Source organism: Fodinicola feengrottensis, assembly GCF_039530045.1.
Classification (GTDB): Bacteria; Actinomycetota; Actinomycetes; order Mycobacteriales; family HKI-0501; genus Fodinicola; species Fodinicola feengrottensis.
Window position 1 is genome coordinate 55,061 of record NZ_BAAANY010000039.1, and the last position, 18,212, is coordinate 73,272.

Here is an 18,212-nt window from a genome sequence, read left to right on the forward strand (position 1 = left end):
ACTGTTACCTATTCGCGATAGATCCGCAGGTCACGCCGTACCCGCTCGATAACGACCGCCCGCAATGGGCCATCTTGCAACCAACACCCCATGGGGCGCGAAACTGTCGTACCCCCACCTCATTCTGGCCCCCTCCCATATCGGGTGGGGGTGGGTCTGAGGACGCGCGCGCGAAGAAGTTGATCTTGGTTTCGGCTGGCGGCGACGAAACCAACCTCGACGGCAGCGGCGAATCAGGGCGTACGAGAAGCCCGCCAGCGCGCGACCAGACCGGACGGTGCCACGTCCTCGACGGTCAGCGCGTAGCCGACGTGGTCCCGCCAGGCGCCGTCGATGTGCAGGAAGCGCTCATGGAGGGACTCCTCGCGGAAGCCCAGTTTCTCCACCACCCGACGACTGGCGACGTTCTCCGGTCGGATGTTGACCTCGATCCGGTGCAGGCTGGCGGCGGTGAAGCCGTGGTCGACGACCATCGCGAGAGCGGTCGGCATGATCCCGCGGCCGGCCAGCCGGCCATCCACCCAGTAGCCCACCGATGCCGAGCAGAACGCGCCCCGAACGACGTTCGAGAGCGTGATCTGGCCGGCGAAGGCGCCTTCGTACGTGATGACCCACGGCAGCGTGTCGCCGGTCCTTACGCCGCGTTTGAGCGACCGGAACAGGTTCGGATACTGGCTCACGTCGTTGGACACCCGCCACGGCTGCGGCCGGGTCGGTTCCCAAGGCGCCAGCCAGCGCTCGTTGGCCAGCCGCACCTCGCTCCACGCGCGCGCGTCACGAGAGCGGTGCGGTCTCAACGTGACAGGGCCGTCGGTCAGGGTCGCGGGCCACCCAGGGTGTCGATACACGGCCGGTTATCGTCGCCGATCGAAGAGCAGTACGTCCACTGAGGTCCCTGCCGGCGCAGTCGCGATCCGCTCGCCGAGCACCATCAGCGCGTTCGCGGCGGCCAATCCGGACAGCAGGTGCGGGCCGCCGGCCAGCGGTGCGGCCGTGTAGCCGCCGCCGCGCCGCTCGGTCACGTACGCCGGCCGGAACTCCCGATAGCCGCGCGGCGAGGACACCGTCTCGGTCAGGTGCGCTTTCACCGACGGCCGGAAAACCGGCTCGGCGCCGGCCAGGCGCTGCAGGACGGGCCGTACGAGCACCTCGAAACCGACGAGCGCGGAGCCCGGGTCGCCCGGCAGGCAGATCACCGGGGTGCGCTCGTCGCCGATCCGGCCGAAGCCGAACACTTGCGACGGGTAAACGGAGACATCGGTGAAAGTTACGCCCTCGCGGGTGAGCGTGCGACGGACCATGTCCCCAGGGCCGGTGCCGGTGCCGCCGGTGAGCACCACCAGGTCCGCGCGGATGGTCTGGTCGTCCAGCAGCGAACGCAGTTTTTCCGGGTCGTCCTGGCAAATCCCGACCCGGAAGGCCTGCGCGCCGGCCTCCACCGCAGCGGCCGCGAGAGTGTGCGAGTTGGCGTCCACGACCTGGCCCGGCGAGCCGACCCGGCCGGTGTTGACCAGCTCGTCACCAGTGGCCACCGCGACCATCCGGGGGCGCGGTCGTACGGCCACATGGTCGATGCCGGCAGCGGCCAGCAACCCGACAACCCCGGCCGACACGTACGTCCCGGCGGGCAGCATCACCGTGCCGGCGGCCACGTCATCGCCGGTCCGGCGGACGAACGAGCCACGCCGGGGCGCGTCGGCCACCTCGATGACGACGAGGCCGCCGTCGGTCCAGCTGGTAGGCACGACAGTGTCGGCGCCAGCCGGCAACGGTGCGCCGGCGGCCACCGAGAAACAGCTGCCGCCGGTCAGCCGGGTCGGCTTCCACGACGTCGAGGTCACGTCACCGATCACCGACAGCCGGGCCGGCAGCCGCTCGGTCGCGCCGGACACGTCGTCGGCGCGCAGCGCGTACCCGTCGACGGCGGCCATGTCGAACGGCGGCAGCGGCCCCGGCGCCTGCACGTCGGTGGCCAGCACGCCGGCATGCGCGTCGTGCAGCGCCAGGTCGAACGGACGCAGCGGGTTGATCTCGCTGAGCACCCCGGAAAGGTAGTCAGCCAGTCCGACTCCGCCGGAACTCACCTCGGAACTCATTACGCCCCCCCGGAAATTCACGCCAACCCGGACATCATCGCGCGCCGCCGGGACCAGAGTCGAAAGTGGACTGAAATCCACTGTCCACATAGGACTTGAGCCAGTCCCGAAAATCCGGCCCCAAGTCGTCGCGGTCGGCGGCAAGTTTGACCACCGAACGCAGATATGACTGGCGGTCGCCGGTGTCGTAGCGGCGGCCACTGAAAAGCACGCCGTGCACCGGCGTACCTTCCGCGGCCATCGTCGCCATCGCGTCGGTCAGCTGGATCTCGCCGCCGCGGCCGGGCTTGGTCCGGGCGATCACTTCGAAGATCTCGCCTGGCAACACGTACCGCCCGATGACCGCCAGGTTGCTCGGCGCCTCGTCCGGCTCCGGCTTCTCCACCAGCTCGGAGATCGCCACCACGTCCGGCTCGTCGGTCAGGGTGGCCGTCGCGATCCCGTACAACTTGGTGAGCTCCTTGGGCACCTCGATCAACCCGACCACGATCCCGCCGGTCTGCGCCTGCAGGTCCAGCATCCGCGGCAGCAGCGGGTCACGTTCGTCGATCAGGTCATCGCCGAGCATCACCGCGAACGGCTGCTGGCCGACATGCGCAGCCGCGCAGTGCACGGCGTGGCCGAGGCCGAGGGCCTCCGGCTGCCGGGAAGTGTGGATCGAGGCCAGCTCGCAGGGCCGCCGGATCGCCTCCAGCAGGTCGTACTTGCCGGACTCGGCCAGCGACTGCTCCAGGTCCAGCTTGCGGTCGAAGTGGTCCACCATCGAAGACTTGCCGCGTCCGGTCACCAGCAGCACGTCCGTCAGGCCGGCGGCGGCGGCTTCCTCGACGACGTACTGAAGCGCCGGCTTGTCCACCACAGGCAGCAGTTCCTTGGGAACCGCCTTGGTCGCGGGCAGGAATCTGGTGCCCAGCCCAGCGGCTGGGATGACAGCCTTGGTGGCACGGCCGGCATGCGTACGAGTCTCAGGCATGCGTGCAGGCTATGGCATGTGCTGTGGATCTCGGTGGACGCGGTCCGGCACGCCCAGTCGCTTTGGGTAGTGTCGCCGCTCTCCTTGGCTACTGTCCGCTCCGCCTTCTGCCGATCGTTCGGCCTGTACGACCCATTTCCGCTGTTCAGCGACGTCCGCCGCGGGTCCGCGGCCACCTGTTGGGATGATTGTCCAGCTATCGGGACAGGTGCGGCACGAAACTGTCGTACCCACCCCAAAAAATCACGCACCCGGCCGAGCGAAAGTGAGCGACCTACCGCACCCGGCGGGGCACGCCGGCGACCCGCCAGGTGTCGCGGCCGTCGGCTTTGGCGGCGACCAGGGCGCCCTCGGCGGCTTCCAGGAGGTCTTCGGGGGTGGCGCCGTTGTGCGGGTAGAGGGCCACACCGACGGACACGGTCACGCGTACGGACAGTTCGGTGGGGCGACGGGTGGGGTCGGAGGCCGGCAGCGTGATCGGGGTGGAGCGCAGCGACATGCAGATCCGCCGGGCGGCGGTCTGGGCGCCGGCACTGTCGGCTTCGGGCAGCAACAGCACGAAGGCCTCGCCGCCCTGCCGGAAGGACATGTCCACCTCGCGTACGGCCGCCTTCAGCCGGTTCGCGACGCCGGCCAGGACCGCGTCTCCGACGGTGTGGCCGTGTTGTTCGTTGACACCGGCGAAGCGGTCCACATCGACGGCTAGTACGGCCAGGGAGCGCTCAAAACGGGCCGCTCGTTCAATCTCGCGCTTGAGAGACACCCGCATGTAGCGGTAGTTCCACAAGCCGGTAAGCGGATCGGCCAGCGCCAGCCGCTCGGCCTCCGAGTGCAGCATGACGTTCTCCACCGCCACCGCGGCCTGGCCGGCGAACGTACGCAGGGTGACCAGGTCGCCGTCGTCGAAGTCGTCAGCGCCGAGCCGGTCGTAAAGGGCCAACACGCCGAGCAGCCGACCCTCTCCACCACGACCACTGCCGCCGCCCCCGACGGCACCGCGGCCGCTGCCGGAGAAGGGCACCGCGATGTACGTCTGGCAACGCGGCTCGACCGGTGCGAGATCGGTGGCGGGGTTGCGAACCCGGCCGTGCCGCGGCTCGCCGCTCTCAGCCACTCCGCCCAGCACGCCTTCGCCCAGCGCCAGCCGCAGGTCCCGTGGGTTCACCCCGCGGCCGGACAGGTTCTGCCCAGAGCGCCCAACCAGGGTGCCCGGCCAGCTGCCGTCGCTGCGATCCAGCAGCAGCACGACACCGGCCTGCGCGCCGGTGGCGGCCATCGCGGTCTCCAGGATGACCTCAAGGATCCGGTCCAGGTCGTGGGTGGACGACAACGTGTCGCCCAGCAGCGCCAGGTTGCCGCGCAACTGGTCGCGGCTGACCGTCAGCGCGGTCGTGTACGACTGCATCTCCCGAGTCATCCGGTTGAAGGTGCTGGCCAGCTGGCCGACCTCGTCCCGGCCGCGGACCGGCACCCGGGCGTCCAGGTCACCGGCTGCCACTCGCTCGGCGGCGCCGGCGACCTCGATGATCGGCATCGTGGTGGCCCGGGCCAGCCGCCACGCGACCAGCACGGCGATCACCACCACCACCAGCACCACCAGGATCAGCAGCCCGTAGATGCCCTGAAGCTGTGGCCCGTCCGTACTCAATCCCAACAGCAGCGGCTGCCCCTGCCGAGGTGGCACCGCGCGCACGATCAGGTTGGCGTCGGTCCGTTGCGCGACCTGCGGAGTCGGCGACGACAGCTGCTGTACGACCGAGATCGCCACTCCGGGAGCGTTGTTGTTTTCCACTGTGGTCAGGCCGGAGTTGCCGCCGCTGGACAGCGCGGTCACGTCCACCGACGAGATCGCCGAGAGCTGGTTCAGCAGCTTGGGGTTCAGGATGAACGCGGCCTCGACGGTGCCGGCCGGTGCTCCGTCAGCGGTTCGCAGCTGCACCGAGGCGGCGATGCCCGGTTGGGTACCTGAGGTCGCTTTGGCGTCCGGGACGCTCGCACAGTTGGCCTCGAAGGTAAGCGCCAGACCACCGTTGCCCAGCTGCGTGCCAGCCGGATTGCGGACCACCACGGCGTCGGCCAAACCCTGCCGAAGGACGGTGTTGATCGCGTCGTTGCGGCCGCTCTCCGGCGCGGTCGCCACGATGGTCGCCGCCGACAACGCGCTGCGGCACAGGCCCGAGACGGTTGTCGACACGGTGCTGACGGCCAGCTCCAGCCGATCGGCCGTCCGTTGGTCGTTGACGCTTCGTACGCTGATGCCAACGAAAATGGCACCCAGAACCAGCGGTCCCAGCACGACCGCGAGGAACGCGGCGGTGAGCCGCGCGCGCATCGTCACCACTGCCTCCCTGTCCGGTGGGCCAGCACCAGCCGCGATGATCGGAGCGTACGCGGCCGGGCATGCACACTACGCACATGACCCACTCCACCGCGAAACGCACGCTGAGAGCGGAGCTCCTCGCCGCTCGCCGCGAGCGCCCCGAAGCCGCCCGCGGCGCGGACTCGGCCCACATCATCGCCGCGCTGACCGCTGGCCTGTCCCATCTGGGAGTACGTACGGTCGCGGGTTACGCCCCGATCGGCTCGGAGCCCGGGCAGCCGCTGCCGGACGCGTTGCTGGCGGCCGGTTTCCGAGTGCTGCTGCCGGTCGTACGGGCGGACAACGACCTGGACTGGGCCAACTACCGGGCACCGACGGACCTCGCGGCGGCCGGTCGCGGGCTGGTCGAGCCGGTCGGGCGCCGCCTCGGCGTCGACGCGGTGGCCGGAGTCGGCGCGGTGGTGGTGCCGGCGGTCGCGGTCGGCCGAGATGGCGGCCGGTTGGGCCGCGGCGGCGGCTCGTACGACCGGAGCCTGCCGCGGGTACCGGCCGGAGTGCCGATCGTGGCCCTGACCTACGACAACGAACTTATGGACGTGGTGCCGACCGAGCCTCACGACCAGCGGATCACCGCGGTGGTGACCCCGTCCGGGGGCTGGCTGACCCTGCCGGCTGCGACCGCCGAGCCCCGATCGGGTTGAATGCCACACAGTGAACGGCTGGACGAATCGGCGGCTTTGACGCACGATTAGCAGTCGAAGAGATTGAGTGCCAGACGGAGGAAACCCGTGCCAACCTACCAGTACGCCTGTACCGAATGCGGTCATCGGTTCGATGCCGTGCAGGCTTTCACCGACGATGCGCTGACAAGCTGCCCGAACTGCTCGGGCAAGCTGCGCAAGGTCTTCTCGTCGGTGGGCGTGGTCTTCAAGGGCTCCGGTTTCTATCGCACCGACTCCCGGTCGACCAAGGAATCGGTCGCGCCGGCCGCCGCCTCCACCAGCGCCAAGAGCGAGAGCACGTCGTCTTCCAGCGATAGCGGCGCGAGCAAGCCAGCCAGTTCTTCTTCGGACTCCTCGACCAGCAGCTCCAAGCCGGCCAGCAGCACGCCAGCTGCGGCCGCGGCCAGCTAAGACGTGCACCTCAGCCCCTGTTCCCGGATTCGGGAGCAGGGGATTTCCGTGTTCGCATAGCAGATTTCACAGCCGACACCGGGTTATCCACAGTGCGATTTCATATCCACAGATCCCCGCTCCGGCCTGCTCGGCTGGCTCCGATCTCCGTACGGTCGCAGCCATGGGCATGTTCACGTGGACGAAGCGAAACAGCGGCGATCCCGACCTTCGACCGGACCGCCGGTCGTGGCGGTTCTGGGTGCGGTTACCGCGACCCGGGCGAGTGGTGCGCCCGGCAGTGGCGGCCGCGTTGGTGTGCCTCGCCGGATTGGTGCTGCTGGCGGCCGGCCCCGACCCGGTGGCCAGCCAACCCTCCCCCACCCCCAGCGCGCCGCGGCCGCGGCTGGTGCCGCCGGGGCAGGTCGGGTTGACGGTCGAGATCGGCACCTCGGCGGCCCAGGCGTTGCAAGTGGGCGACCGGATCGACGTGCTCGCCGCGACCCAGCCGGGCGGGTCGGCCACCGCGGTGGTGGTGGCGTCCGACGCGCAGGTGCTGGCCGTACGGGCCGCCGACGCGACCGCAGATCATGCGGAGGCGATCTTTATCGCCATACCACCAGACGCGGCCGCCCGGATCGCCGCAATCCCGACAGAAGCCCGGATAACCGTCGCCGTACTCTCTCGCTAGCAGACATTGAGGAAAGGGCTGGGAAAACATGCTCAAGGGGTTCCGGGAGTTCATCCTGCGAGGCAATGTCGTCGACCTCGCCGTCGCCGTCGTCATCGGCGCGGCCTTCGGCGCGGTGGTGACCTCGATCGTCGACAACCTGATCAAGCCGCTGATCCAGCTGGTGCCGGGCGTCGGCTCCAAGGGCGGGCTGGTTCTCCAGCACAACCCGGGAGGCACCGACGTGGTGCTCGGCTACGGGAACGTGATCAACGCGTTGATCACGTTCATCCTGATCGCCGCGGTGGTCTACTTCGCGTTCGTGGTGCCGATGAACAAGATCGCCGAGCTGCGGGCCCGCTCGAAGGCGCCGGTGCCGGCGAAAGAAGAGGAGGTCAGCGAGGAGGTGGCGTTGCTGCGGGAGATCCGGGACGCGCTCGTACGGTCCAAGTGACCCGTCACCAGTGCGGCGGCCGGTCTTCCAGCAGTCGCTGGTCGGCGGCCTGGGCCTCGTCGCCGTAGTGGTCGCCCCAGCCCTCGTCCCGCTCGTCCGAGGTGGTGTCGGGGAGAATGTCGAGGTCATCGTCAGCCAGCGGGACCTCACGGTCCGCGTCGGGCGCAGTCATGAAAAGACTCCGTTTCACTTTTTGGGCGACAAACAGGGACATTGCCGGCGGCCCAAGTGGTGCGGTCCGGGCCCTTCTGTGAGACTAGGACGGTCCGCACCAGAGCACATGCCGGTATCCAACGAGGGCTACTGACAAAGCTGTCGGGTCAGCTCAGTTGGACCGGCGGATGAGGGGGTCATCATGGGACTCTTTGACGACGCGAAGAAGTTCGCCGACGAACACGACGAGCAGGTCGACCAGGTTCTCGACAAGGCTGGTGACTTCGCCAACGAGCAGACCGGTGGCAAGTTCGGCGACCAGATCAAGCAGGGTGTCGACTTCGCCCAGGAGCACACCGGCTCCGGCGACACCACCCAACAGCAGAACCAGCAAGACCAGCAGTAACCGTCCGACCCTATCGGGGCCCGCGTCTTGCGACGTGGGCTCCGGTCGTTTTTGCTGGCCTTCTCAGGGAACCAGCTGCAGAGTGTCCACAGTGGACGCCCGTACGGCGGCCGGACTGAAAGGCATCGCCCGCAACTGACCGTGCTGCCAGAGCGGCGCCTGGTCAGCGTAGTGAGCGGCGAAAGCGTGCCCCGAGACGCCGGTCAGGTCGATCCACCGCGAGGCGTCCAGGTTCGACAGGTCGACGATCATCCGCATCGACGGCGCGGTCGTCACACCGTAGCCCTTCGGGGCCGCCCAACCAGTCGCGTCCACCAGGCCGCCACCGCCTCCCAGCGCGTACGGGCCGCGGTTGAAAAGCCATTCCACCGGCCCAATGCCGGAGTTGCCGAGGCTCTGGTTGCGCAGCGTCAACTGGTGCATCCGGCCCCACTGCCAGCTGGCCGGGTCGCCGCCCTGACTGTCCGACAGCTCGCTCGCGGCCTCGGTCATCGCGCGTACGAGCATGTCGTCCCGGTGTTCCACGCGGCTGGTGTGCCGGTCGTTCCACCAAGGCGAGTCTGGCTGCGGCAACAGCGTCTTGACCACCGCGAACCAGCGCTCACCGCCGTCCACGCTGCCCTGCTCGGCGGCCGGCAGGTCGTCGTCAAAAGTGTCCGCCAGCAGATGCCGCCAGGTCGCGTTGAAGAATGCCGCCGGCGCCGAAGTCTGTGGCTGGGTGAAGTCCCAACCACGAAGCAGACTCTGCGCCTGGGCGGCGGCACCGGAAAGACGCACCTTCAACAGCGCCGGCACCACCTCGGCGGCATTGGAGCTGCGGTTGTCGAACTGCATCCGTTGCACGTCCGGCACGCTGATCTTGTTGCCCGCGGCCGAAATCAGGTCGCGGATCCGCTGCGACCGGTAGCCGTACTCCCAGTCGGTGGTCAGCAGGTACGGGTACGACGGGCCGATTGCCGCCTGATTGGCGGTGACGATGAATCCGGCAGGTGGGTTATACACGCTCGGCAGCGCATCGAACGGGATCCGACCTTTCCAGTCATATCTTGGATCCCAGCCGGGCGCCGGCCAGCGGCCATCGCCGGCGCCGCGGATCGGGATGTCGCCAGGCGCCTGGTAGCCGATGTTGCCGGACGTGTCGGCGTAGACGAGATTCTGTGCCGGCACCGCGAAAAGCCGGGCACCGGCCCGGAAGTCGGCCCAGTTGTGGGCGGTGTCCATCGCGAAAACCGCGTCCATCGTGTGGTTGGGATCCAACGCGGTCCATCGCAACGCCACCGCATACGACTTCGAGGCCGCCTTCACGTCACTGTCCACATCGGACAGTAATGGCCCGTTGTCGGTACTGCGGACCACCATTGTCTTCGCCGCACCACCGGCCACCTGGATCGTCTCGCGGCGGGTCGTCAGCGGCCGCCAGGTGTTCCCGACCAGATATTTGTCGCCGTCCAGCTTTTCCAGGAAAAGGTCGGTGACATCGGGGCCGAGGTTGGTGAATCCCCAGGCGACCCGGTCGTTGTGTCCGATCACGATGCCCGGCAGCCCGGAGAAGCTGTAGCCCTCCACCGCGTACGGACAGGCCGCGGACACTGTCCGGCAGTGCAGTCCCATCTGGTACCAGATCGACGGCATCGTCGGCGAGAGATGCGGATCGTTGGCCAGCAACGGTTTCCCCGTGCTGGTGTGGGAACCCGCGAGCACCCAGGAATTGGATCCGATGCCGGCGGTGATCGCCGGCCCGAGGACATTCAACGCGTTGACCGCACCAGCCGCGCGTCCCAGCGGTCCGAGAGCCGCCGCCGGCTGCGCGGTGATGGTCCCGTCCGTACGAAACGACCCGGCGACGACCCCACCGGTGGCCACGATCGGGGCGTGGTCCGCGTACGGATAAGGCGGCCAGAGCTGGTCGATCCGGTCCTTCGGCATGCCCGACGCCTGCAACTGTGCCCGGGTGAGCTCGTCAATCAGATTCGACCGCAGGTCCCAGGCCATCGCCTTCAGCCAGGCCAGCGAATCGACCGGATTCCACGGCTCGATCCGGTAGTTCGCGTTTGTCAGTTTCAGTACGCCGTATTCCAGACTGAGGGCGAGGCCCTGATGACCGGCGAGATAGGCATTGACGCCAGCCGCGTACGCCTGAAGGAAAACCTTTGTCTGCGGCGCCAGCTGGCTGTATTCCTGCTCGGCCACCCGCCGCCAGCCCATCGTGCGAACCACCGCGTCGGTCTCCACCTCGCCGGCGCCGAACATCTCCGAAAGCCGACCGGCGGTGATGTGCCGGCGAAAATCCATCTCCCAGAAACGGTCCTGCGCATGCACATATCCCTGCGCGCGAAACAGATCCACCGCGGTAGACGCGTAAAGTTGCGGCACTCCGCCGGCATCGCGCAGAACGGTGACCGGTGCCGACAATCCCGGCAATGCCAACGTTCCGGTCGTCTGCGGAAAAGACGCCCGGACAGCCAACGTCCCACCAATTCCAGCGATGGCGCCCACGAACAGCAACACCGAGAGAACACCGGCGACCACACGTTTGACGATCCGACCCCAACGCCTCATGCCCGCAGCCTATGGTGACCGGAAAAGAGCTGGCAGACGACCGTCCAGCTGTCCCGTACCATCAAGTTGTCGTAGTGGCGTGTTAGCGTCGCGCGACGGCGCGCAACCATTCAGGGCCGCCGAGCGTCTAAACAGTGCGTCATCGAAATGACCGTCGGGGATCGACCTGCTGGCACCGGACGTCCGGGCCGCACGCGCAAGGAGTGCTCCAAGAGTGCCCATGGCCGGGCGACGGCGCCGCCGCACAGTGGTGAGCGCGGTCCTGTCTGTTTCCCTGCTCGCGCTGGGCGTCGTCAGTCTCGGCGTCCCGCCGGCCGCCGCCGACCCGGCGGTGCCGAGCCCCACCCCGACCGCGCGGTCGGGGCAGACCTGGACCGATGGCCCCTGCGTGGGCGGCAGCGGGGTGACCGTGGTCGCGGACCTCACGCCTTTCGACGGCGGTGCGGTGGTCCGGCGGTGCGATCCCGGTCAGCCCTCCTCCGCGTTCCAGGCCCTCGCCGAGGTCGGCCTGGCGCCGGCCCGCGGCACCGGCAAGAAGGGCAACGGGACGTACGAATATCTCTGCCGCATCACCGATCTACCGGCCGCCGACGGGTGCACCGGCTACCAAAGTGGCCCGGGGTGGGCGCTCTCGGTGCCCGACGCCAACTCGACGGAGTGGAAGCATGTTGGCCAGGCCGTCGACAAGTACCGACCGCCGGCCGGCGCGCTGCTCGGTTTCTCGTACGGCACCAACCCGAACCTGCCCAGCGTCTCGCCACGCGACGCGATGACCACCACCCCACCGGTGTCGACCGGCCCGGGCGGCAGCGCGTCGCCGACGCCGTCGACCAGCCCGTCGCCGGCGGCCGGGCCCGCGACGATCCCGCCCTCGGCCGTACGAGCCGCCACCTTCCTCGCCGATGACCTGTACCGCAGCGGCGACAAGTACGGGGATCCCGGCCTGGTCGCGGACGTGGTGCTCGCCCTGCACGCGGCCGGCGTGGCGCCGGCCGAGGCCAAGGCGGCCACCGCGGGGCTGCGGGCGACCGCCTTCCCGGCTGGCCCGCCGTCGGCCGGGCTGATCGCCAAATACCTGCTGGTCGCGCTGGACCAGGGAGTGGACGCGCACCGCTGGGACGCCGACCGCGACGGCCGCTCGGTCGACCTGGTCCGCCGGCTGCTGTCCACAGTGGACGGAAACGGCCGATTCGCCAGCTCCACGGCCCAGAACGACCTCTCCGGCATGCAGGCGCAGGCCCTCGCGATCGTCGCGCTGCACCGGTCCGGCGCCACCTCCGACGAGGTTCCCGCGGTGGCGTACCTGCTCCGCCAGCAGTGCCCTAGCGGCGGCTTTCGGTCCGCACCCGGGCCTGGCCAGCCGGCCGGCACCTGCGCTGGGCCAGACAACGCCGACGTGAGCGTCACCAATACCGCGATGGCTGTCTGGGCGCTGGTCACCGCCGGCCACCAGGGCGCGGCGCTGGAGCGGGCGCTGCGCTGGCTGGCCGCCAAACGGGACCGCAGCGGCGGCTACGGCTCCGACAGCCGGACCGCCGCCAGCATCGCCACCAGCGTGAACGCCGGCAGCACCGGCCTCGCGTCGCTGGCCCTCGCGGCCGCCGGGAACAGCAAGGAGCCGGCCGGCTGCACCGGCTGGCTCGGTCGGTTGCAGCTGCCGGTCACCAGCACGCAGGCCGAGCTGCGCGGTGCGATCGCCCCGTCGCCGGCGGACTTGGCGGCGCTGGTGACCACCCCAGTCGCGTACTGGACATCCGGCGACAACGCGGATCGGGTCCGGCAGGCCACCGCCCAGGCCATCCTCGGGCTGACCGCGACCGCGGTGGCGCTGCCGGCGGCCCAACGGGCGTACGGCGCGTACGGCGCTCACGCTGGTGTCGGCCAGCCCAAGGCCGCGGTCGGTCCACGGACGGGCGCCGACAACTCGTTGCCGATGACCGGACCACCGGCGGTGCCGCTGCTCGCGATTGGCGTACTTCTGCTGCTTTTCGGCGTCGCGTGCGTGGTCACGCCCGTGCCGGGTCCCTCAAACGAACTGCTCGGGTGGCTCCAAAGATGGACCCGCTCCCGGGTAAACACCTACTGAAGTTGGATTCGCGGACCGGCCGGATCCCGATAGCGTTTATCCCGGAGGCGGTCGACGCCGCTCCCCGGTCCTGCGCTTGCCCAGCGGCGGTACGCCGGATCCAACGGGTGCGTTTGCGGAGGTGCGGAGCCGGTGCATTGGGTCGCGGAACATCTGGCCAGCGTCCCGCCGATCGTGGTGTTCCTGCTGGTCGCGCTGGTCATCGGCGTCGAGAGCATGGGCGTACCGCTGCCCGGCGAAGTCGTCCTGCTGGCCGCGGCGCTGCTGGCCACCACCGGGCACGTCAGCCCATGGGGAGTGGCCATCGGCGCGGCCGCCGGCGCCATTGTCGGTGACTCCATCGGCTATTACATAGGCCGTCGCGGCGGGCGCGCATTGCTGGAGAAACTAGGCCGCAAATTCCCCAAGCACATGGGCCCACCTCAGCTCGCGCAAGCCGAGCGAGTCTTCACCAAATGGGGTGCCTGGGCGGTCTTCTTCGGCCGTTTCGTAGCCCTGCTGCGCATCTTCGCCGGACCGCTGGCCGGCTCGATGAAAATGCCCTATCCACGCTTCCTGATCGCCAACGCGGCCGGCGGGATCTGCTGGGCCTTTGGCACCACATTCCTGATCTTCTCGCTCGGCCAGGTCGCCGAGCAGTGGCTGTCCCGGTTCTCATGGGCCGCACTCGCGATCGCCCTGCTGGCCGGCGTCGTCTCCACGATGTATCTCCGACACCGCGCCGCGAAACTGCACGCCGCTTCGCCTGTTGACGACGCTTCGGTCACTCACGAGCCCAGCCACAGCGAGTAGGCCGCGGCGCCTCCTACGACGGTCTTTTCAGCCGAAAAACCTGGGTGGGGCGCGAAATTGTCGTAGGTGTCTGTTTTTCTTTCCCCCTCCCTTTGAACGGGCGGGGGGTGGGTTGAGAGGTGGACCTTGATTTTTTGTTTGGACATTGGTCCTCGAACCCGCCCCCCACCCGTCACTGGGTGGGGGCAAATCTGCCGGAGGGGTACGACAGTTTCGAGCCGCACCGGGCGTTGGGGCGTCGGGCGCAGGGGTGGGCGCGGGAGGGCGTGGGGGCTCTGTGAGACTGGGAAACCGTGCGTAGCAGCCAAGTTCGCCGCGGGATCGTCGCCGTTGGGCTCTTCCTCACCACCACCGTGCTGTTGGCGGCGTGCAATCTCGCGCCGGACGACCCCGGGCCCGGGGAGAGTCCGCGGGCGCCGGTCAGCGGCTATCCGTCGGTGCCGCCGAGTTCGCAGCTCGCCGGCGGCCAGCCGTGGTGGCCGTACGTCATCTTCGGCGCACTGATGCTCATCCTGATTGTCATCGGGGTAGTGCTCGCGACCGGGCCAAAGCGGCGGCGCCCGCCCCGCAAGGCAAAACGCTAGCGGCGGATACTGACAGTCGATGACTAGCCCGCCAGCCCAGGCCGAGCGTACGGACCAGCGGTCCGCCGCCCCCGTACATGTGCCCACTGTCCTGGTGGCCGCCCTGCTGGCCGGGTTCGCGGTGGCCGTGGCGGCACTCTGGACCGGCGGCGCGGTCACCCAGCAGATCCCGGGACTGCCCGACCCGGGGCCCATCACGCCTTGGGCGCTGCCATTGTCGACCGTGCTCGGCCAGCTCGCGGCCGCGGCCACCGTCGGCTGCCTGGCCGCCGCCGCGTTCGGGATCCCCACCCAGCTCACCGACAACCGCCGGCGGGTCTCCCCACACGGCTACCGGATGCTGCGACTCGCGTCGATATCGGCCCTGGTGTGGACGATCTCGACCGCCGTCGAGCTCTGCTTCACCCTCTCCGACGTGCTCGGCCAGCCAGTCACCCAGGCGATCACCAAGCTGTCGCTGCTCAGCTTCGTCACGACGTACGAGCTGGGCCAGGCGCTCGCGCTGATGCTGCTCGGCGCGCTGGTGATCGCGGTCGCCGGCCGGATCGTGCTGTCCGCGACCGGCGCCGCTGTGCTGGCCATCCTCGCGTTGGCGGCCGCGATGCCACCGGTCTTCAGCGGCCACGCGGCCTCGGCCGGCAACCATCAGATGGCCGTGTCGACGATGCTCCTGCACGTCGGTGGCGTGCTGATCTGGGCCGGCGGCCTGATCGCCCTGCTGCTGTGCCGCCGGCTCGCGACCCCGGCGCTGTCCACCGCCGCCCATCGCTACTCAACCGCGGCGCTCGCGAGCTTCGTCATCGTCGGACTGAGCGGCGTGGTCAACGCGACCCTGCGAGTGCAGTCGTGGGGGGAACTGCTCGGCACCGGCTACGGCCGGATCGTGCTGCTCAAGTTCGCCGCTCTGGTGGTGTTGGGCGGCTTCGGCTGGTGGCACCGCCGCCGTACGCTGCCGGCCCTCGCCGCCGGCGCCCGCGGCGCGTTCGTCCGGCTGGCCGCCGTGGAGGTGGTCGTCTTCGCCGCCACCATCGGCCTCGCGACGGCCCTGGCGCGTACTCCCCCGGCTGGTACGCCCGAGGACCTGGACCGTACGGGCGCGCTGCTCGGCTTCCCGATGCCTGGCCCGCTGACCGCGAAGGCGCTGGTCGTGGACTGGCTGCCGGAGCCGCTGTTCATGACCGCCGCACTCGTCGCGATCGGGCTCTACCTGGCCGGGGTCTGGCGGCTACGGCGGCGCGGCGACAGCTGGCCGGTCGTACGTACCGCCTGCTGGGTCGGCGGCTGGCTGGTCGTCCTGATCGTGACGTCCAGCGGACTGGCCCGCTACGGCTACGTGCTGTTCAGCGTCCATATGGTCCAGCACATGTCCATGGCCATGCTCGCGCCGGCCATGCTCGTCCTTGGCGGCCCGACCACCCTCGCCCTGCGCGCGCTGCGGCCGTCGAAGAACAAGGACCTACGCGGCCCGCGCGAATGGCTGCTGTGGGCGACGAACACCCCGCTCGCGAAGCTGCTGACGAACCCGCTGGTGGCGCTAACCATCTACGTGGCGTCGTTCTACGGCATGTATTTCACCGGCCTGTACGAGCAGATGCTCCGCACACACGCCCTGCACCTGCTGATGTTCACGCATTTCCTGGTCGCCGGATATCTCTTCTTCTGGATCCTGATCGGCGTCGACCCGGCTCCGCGCCCGCTGCCATATCCGGTCCGCATCCCGCTGCTCTTCGTCTCGATGATCTTTCACGCCTTCTTCGGCCTGGCCCTGATGCAGAGCACGTCCCTGCTCGCCGCCGACTGGTATCAGGCGCTGGCCCGTCCGTGGGGCGTACCAGCGCTGGTCGACCAGCAGACCGGCGCCGGCATCGCGTGGGCCTTCGGCGAGGTGCCCAGCCTGGTCATCGTGCTCGCGCTGCTCTACCAGTGGATCCGTTCCGACGAGCGCGAACAGCGCCGCTTCGACCGGGCCGCCGACCGTGCCGACGCCCGCGCGGCCGCCCGCGCCGCGGCACCACACGTCGACGGCGCCCCCGAGCCCGAGATCGACGAAGACGACGCCCTCGGCGCGTACAACCGCCGCCTCGCCGCCCTCGCCGAAGCCGACGCCCGCATGCGTCCCCGCCGATAGGCCGTCCGGTACGGTAGTGGTGGTCCGCCCTCGTAGCTCAGGGGATAGAGCACCGCTCTCCTAAAGCGGGTGTCGGCAGTTCGAATCTGCCCGGGGGCACCAGGTCAGATGCCCTGTCTTTCTGACAGAGCGCGTGTCATGGCACGGTTCGTGGCACGAGGGTGCCTATGGTGCCCGCGTGAAAACGACGACAGGGCGATCCGCCCGTTCCCGAGGCAGCATCGAGATCCTTTCCAGCGGCTCACTAAGAGTGAAGGTCTACGCAGGGATTGATCCGGTGAGCAAACGCCGACACGACCTGACCGAAGTGATTCCGGCTGGCCCCAACGCGTGGGACCTTGCTGAGAAGGCCCTTACCCGGTTGCTGAACGAACTCGACGAACAACGAGCCCCGAAAACGAGCGCAACCGTTCGACAGCTGCTTGAACGCCATCTAGACCTGCTCTCGAACAGCGGCACGATCGCGAGCGGCACCGTCGGCGACTACCGCCGGTACGTCAGGCTGCACATCGATCCGCTGATCGGTCATCTCAAGCTTGGCCAAGTCGACGCGTTCATCCTCGACTCGCTGTACGCCGAATTGGCTCGGTGCCGCGAGCACTGTGACAAACAACAGCGCTCGCGAATCCAGCACCGTACGACTCGCAAGCACAAGTGCGATGAGCACAAGGGACGCGCCTGCTCACCAGCCGATCCAACGTGCGACGCATGCAAGCGCCTGTGTCGAAAACACAAATGCCAGCCACTCAAAGCAGGCACGATCCGCAAGATCCACTACCTGCTCAGCGGTGCGTACCAGCGCGCTGTCCGCTGGAAGTGGATCGGCGTCAGCCCAATCTCTCAGGCTGAACCGCCGTCCGCTCCTCCACCGGACCCCCAACCACCAACAGCCGAAGAGGCCGCGCGAATCATCAACGCTGCATGGCTCGACGGTGGCGGACACGAGGATCCCGATTTTGGAACGTACGTCTGGCTCGCAATGATTTCCGGCGCCCGCCGCGGTGAGCTATGCGCTGTGCGCCGCAAAAATATCGACCTCGACCGCGGCGTCCTGGTCCTCCGCAGGGCCGTCGCCAAGGACGAGAACGACGAGCTGTACATCAAGGACACAAAAACCCACCAGCGCCGGCACATCGTCCTAGACGCCGTCACCGTTGACATCCTCCGTGAACACCTGGCCCGCCTCGACGAGCGAGCAGACCAGCTCAAGGTCGCGGTCTCACCGGAGGCCTTCGTCTTCTCGACAACGCCTGACCACAGCGAACACGTGAAGCCGGCATCCGTAAGCCAGCGATACCGCCGCCTGGTCGCGCGGCTCGGCATCGACACCGAGCTGAAATCCCTCCGGCACTACTCAGCCACCGAGCTGATCGCCGGCGGCGTCGACGTACGCACCGTCGCCGGCCGCCTCGGCCACAGCGGCGGCGGCGTCACCACCCTCAAGGTCTACTCGGCGTGGCTCCAGGAAGCGGACCAGCGAGCCTCGGTAGCTCTTTCGAATCGCGTTCCAGCTCGTCCGACCTCGCCGAAGTCCAGATCCGAACAAGCCAAAACCCACCCACTGTACCCATATGAACGAATCGCGGCCGACTTCCGCGAGAAGATTCTGTCCGGTTCGATCATGGACGGAACTGCTCTGCCAACGATCCAGCAGATAGCAGAGGCGACTTGCGTCTCCGTCGGAACGGCCCACCGCGCGGTAGCGCTACTCAAGGATTGGGGAGTCGTGACACAAGACGGCAAACACATTAGCGCCAAGAATGCCGATCGAGAACAGTAGTGAGCGAAACAGTTACATTTATGCCCTTAGGAATTGGAATGAAATAACATTTCAAGTTGGCTGATTATTTGGTATTATGTCGGGGTGCCCAAGGATCGA

16 protein-coding genes and 1 tRNA gene are annotated in these 18,212 nt (G+C 68.5%); 11 read left to right on the top strand and 6 right to left on the bottom strand.

What is annotated here, in order from left to right; genetic code table 11:
* Window positions 1–233: 233 nt before the first annotated feature.
* From ABD301_RS37270 to ABD301_RS37285, 4 genes are all read right to left on the bottom strand, one after another.
* On the bottom strand, window positions 234–848 hold the full coding sequence (locus ABD301_RS37270) for a GNAT family N-acetyltransferase (protein ID WP_163571221.1): 615 nt from the start codon (window positions 846–848) through the stop codon (window positions 234–236).
* A gap of 6 nt (window positions 849–854) precedes the next feature.
* Window positions 855–2,096: a molybdopterin molybdotransferase MoeA gene (locus tag ABD301_RS37275; RefSeq protein WP_344314819.1), complete on the bottom strand. Its 1,242-nt coding sequence runs from the start codon at window positions 2,094–2,096 to the stop codon at window positions 855–857.
* A 34-nt stretch (window positions 2,097–2,130) separates the two neighbouring features.
* Window positions 2,131–3,069, bottom strand: coding sequence for a UTP--glucose-1-phosphate uridylyltransferase (locus ABD301_RS37280; protein WP_163571220.1), 939 nt, complete (start codon window positions 3,067–3,069; stop codon window positions 2,131–2,133).
* Window positions 3,070–3,343: 274 nt separating this feature from the next.
* Window positions 3,344–5,401, bottom strand: coding sequence for a sensor domain-containing diguanylate cyclase (locus ABD301_RS37285; RefSeq protein WP_344314831.1), 2,058 nt, complete (start codon window positions 5,399–5,401; stop codon window positions 3,344–3,346).
* A gap of 83 nt (window positions 5,402–5,484) precedes the next feature.
* Here ABD301_RS37285 and ABD301_RS37290 point away from each other — a divergent pair, with 83 nt between their 5' ends.
* The 4 genes from ABD301_RS37290 to mscL all read left to right on the top strand — a co-directional run bounded on the left by ABD301_RS37290 (window position 5,485) and on the right by mscL (window position 7,625).
* Window positions 5,485–6,090 carry a 5-formyltetrahydrofolate cyclo-ligase gene (locus ABD301_RS37290; RefSeq protein WP_344314821.1) on the top strand — a complete coding sequence of 202 codons (606 nt, stop codon included), beginning with the start codon at window positions 5,485–5,487 and terminating at the stop codon, window positions 6,088–6,090.
* A gap of 87 nt (window positions 6,091–6,177) precedes the next feature.
* Window positions 6,178–6,522, top strand: coding sequence for an FmdB family zinc ribbon protein (locus tag ABD301_RS37295; protein ID WP_163571216.1), 345 nt, complete (start codon window positions 6,178–6,180; stop codon window positions 6,520–6,522).
* Between the two features lie 163 nt (window positions 6,523–6,685).
* On the top strand, window positions 6,686–7,192 hold the full coding sequence (locus tag ABD301_RS37300; protein ID WP_344314822.1) for an RcpC/CpaB family pilus assembly protein: 507 nt from the start codon (window positions 6,686–6,688) through the stop codon (window positions 7,190–7,192).
* Between the two features lie 28 nt (window positions 7,193–7,220).
* Complete coding sequence (gene mscL, locus ABD301_RS37305; RefSeq protein WP_344314823.1) at window positions 7,221–7,625, top strand: large conductance mechanosensitive channel protein MscL; 405 nt, start codon at window positions 7,221–7,223, stop codon at window positions 7,623–7,625.
* 4 nt (window positions 7,626–7,629) lie between these two features.
* Here mscL and ABD301_RS37310 read toward each other — a convergent pair whose 3' ends face one another.
* Window positions 7,630–7,797 (bottom strand): hypothetical protein, encoded by a 168-nt coding sequence (locus ABD301_RS37310; RefSeq protein WP_163571214.1) that lies wholly within the window; start codon window positions 7,795–7,797, stop codon window positions 7,630–7,632.
* Between the two features lie 183 nt (window positions 7,798–7,980).
* On the opposite strand from ABD301_RS37310, the gene ABD301_RS37315 reads away from it, so the two are divergent.
* Window positions 7,981–8,184: an antitoxin gene (locus ABD301_RS37315; protein WP_344314824.1), complete on the top strand. Its 204-nt coding sequence runs from the start codon at window positions 7,981–7,983 to the stop codon at window positions 8,182–8,184.
* Window positions 8,185–8,247: 63 nt separating this feature from the next.
* Here ABD301_RS37315 and ABD301_RS37320 read toward each other — a convergent pair whose 3' ends face one another.
* On the bottom strand, window positions 8,248–10,743 hold the full coding sequence (locus ABD301_RS37320; protein WP_163571211.1) for a penicillin acylase family protein: 2,496 nt from the start codon (window positions 10,741–10,743) through the stop codon (window positions 8,248–8,250).
* Between the two features lie 220 nt (window positions 10,744–10,963).
* On the opposite strand from ABD301_RS37320, the gene ABD301_RS37325 reads away from it, so the two are divergent.
* The 6 genes from ABD301_RS37325 (at window position 10,964) to ABD301_RS37350 (ending at window position 18,113) form a co-directional block, all read left to right on the top strand.
* On the top strand, window positions 10,964–12,829 hold the full coding sequence (locus tag ABD301_RS37325; RefSeq protein WP_344314825.1) for a prenyltransferase/squalene oxidase repeat-containing protein: 1,866 nt from the start codon (window positions 10,964–10,966) through the stop codon (window positions 12,827–12,829).
* Window positions 12,830–12,961: 132 nt separating this feature from the next.
* Window positions 12,962–13,621 (top strand): DedA family protein, encoded by a 660-nt coding sequence (locus ABD301_RS37330; protein WP_344314826.1) that lies wholly within the window; start codon window positions 12,962–12,964, stop codon window positions 13,619–13,621.
* 293 nt (window positions 13,622–13,914) lie between these two features.
* Window positions 13,915–14,205: a hypothetical protein gene (locus ABD301_RS37335; protein WP_344314827.1), complete on the top strand. Its 291-nt coding sequence runs from the start codon at window positions 13,915–13,917 to the stop codon at window positions 14,203–14,205.
* A 19-nt stretch (window positions 14,206–14,224) separates the two neighbouring features.
* Window positions 14,225–16,333: a bifunctional copper resistance protein CopD/cytochrome c oxidase assembly protein gene (locus tag ABD301_RS37340; protein WP_344314828.1), complete on the top strand. Its 2,109-nt coding sequence runs from the start codon at window positions 14,225–14,227 to the stop codon at window positions 16,331–16,333.
* 26 nt (window positions 16,334–16,359) lie between these two features.
* Window positions 16,360–16,435 (top strand) — tRNA-Arg (locus tag ABD301_RS37345).
* Between the two features lie 76 nt (window positions 16,436–16,511).
* On the top strand, window positions 16,512–18,113 hold the full coding sequence (locus ABD301_RS37350) for a tyrosine-type recombinase/integrase (protein WP_344314829.1): 1,602 nt from the start codon (window positions 16,512–16,514) through the stop codon (window positions 18,111–18,113).
* Window positions 18,114–18,212: the final 99 nt, after the last annotated feature.

Bases quoted from the DNA above. Each gene is read 5' to 3' on its own strand.
- ABD301_RS37280 (WP_163571220.1), bottom strand. From the start codon at position 3,069: ATGCCTGAGACTCGTACGCATGCCGGCCGTGCCACCAAGGCTGTCATC.
- ABD301_RS37275 (WP_344314819.1), bottom strand. From the start codon at position 2,096: ATGAGTTCCGAGGTGAGTTCCGGCGGAGTCGGACTGGCTGACTACCTT.
- ABD301_RS37290 (WP_344314821.1), top strand. From the start codon at position 5,485: ATGACCCACTCCACCGCGAAACGCACGCTGAGAGCGGAGCTCCTCGCC.
- ABD301_RS37325 (WP_344314825.1), top strand. From the start codon at position 10,964: ATGGCCGGGCGACGGCGCCGCCGCACAGTGGTGAGCGCGGTCCTGTCT.
- ABD301_RS37320 (WP_163571211.1), bottom strand. From the start codon at position 10,743: ATGAGGCGTTGGGGTCGGATCGTCAAACGTGTGGTCGCCGGTGTTCTC.
- ABD301_RS37340 (WP_344314828.1), top strand. From the start codon at position 14,225: ATGACTAGCCCGCCAGCCCAGGCCGAGCGTACGGACCAGCGGTCCGCC.
- ABD301_RS37315 (WP_344314824.1), top strand. From the start codon at position 7,981: ATGGGACTCTTTGACGACGCGAAGAAGTTCGCCGACGAACACGACGAG.
- ABD301_RS37285 (WP_344314831.1), bottom strand. From the start codon at position 5,401: ATGCGCGCGCGGCTCACCGCCGCGTTCCTCGCGGTCGTGCTGGGACCG.
- mscL (WP_344314823.1), top strand. From the start codon at position 7,221: ATGCTCAAGGGGTTCCGGGAGTTCATCCTGCGAGGCAATGTCGTCGAC.
- ABD301_RS37300 (WP_344314822.1), top strand. From the start codon at position 6,686: ATGGGCATGTTCACGTGGACGAAGCGAAACAGCGGCGATCCCGACCTT.
- ABD301_RS37310 (WP_163571214.1), bottom strand. From the start codon at position 7,797: ATGACTGCGCCCGACGCGGACCGTGAGGTCCCGCTGGCTGACGATGAC.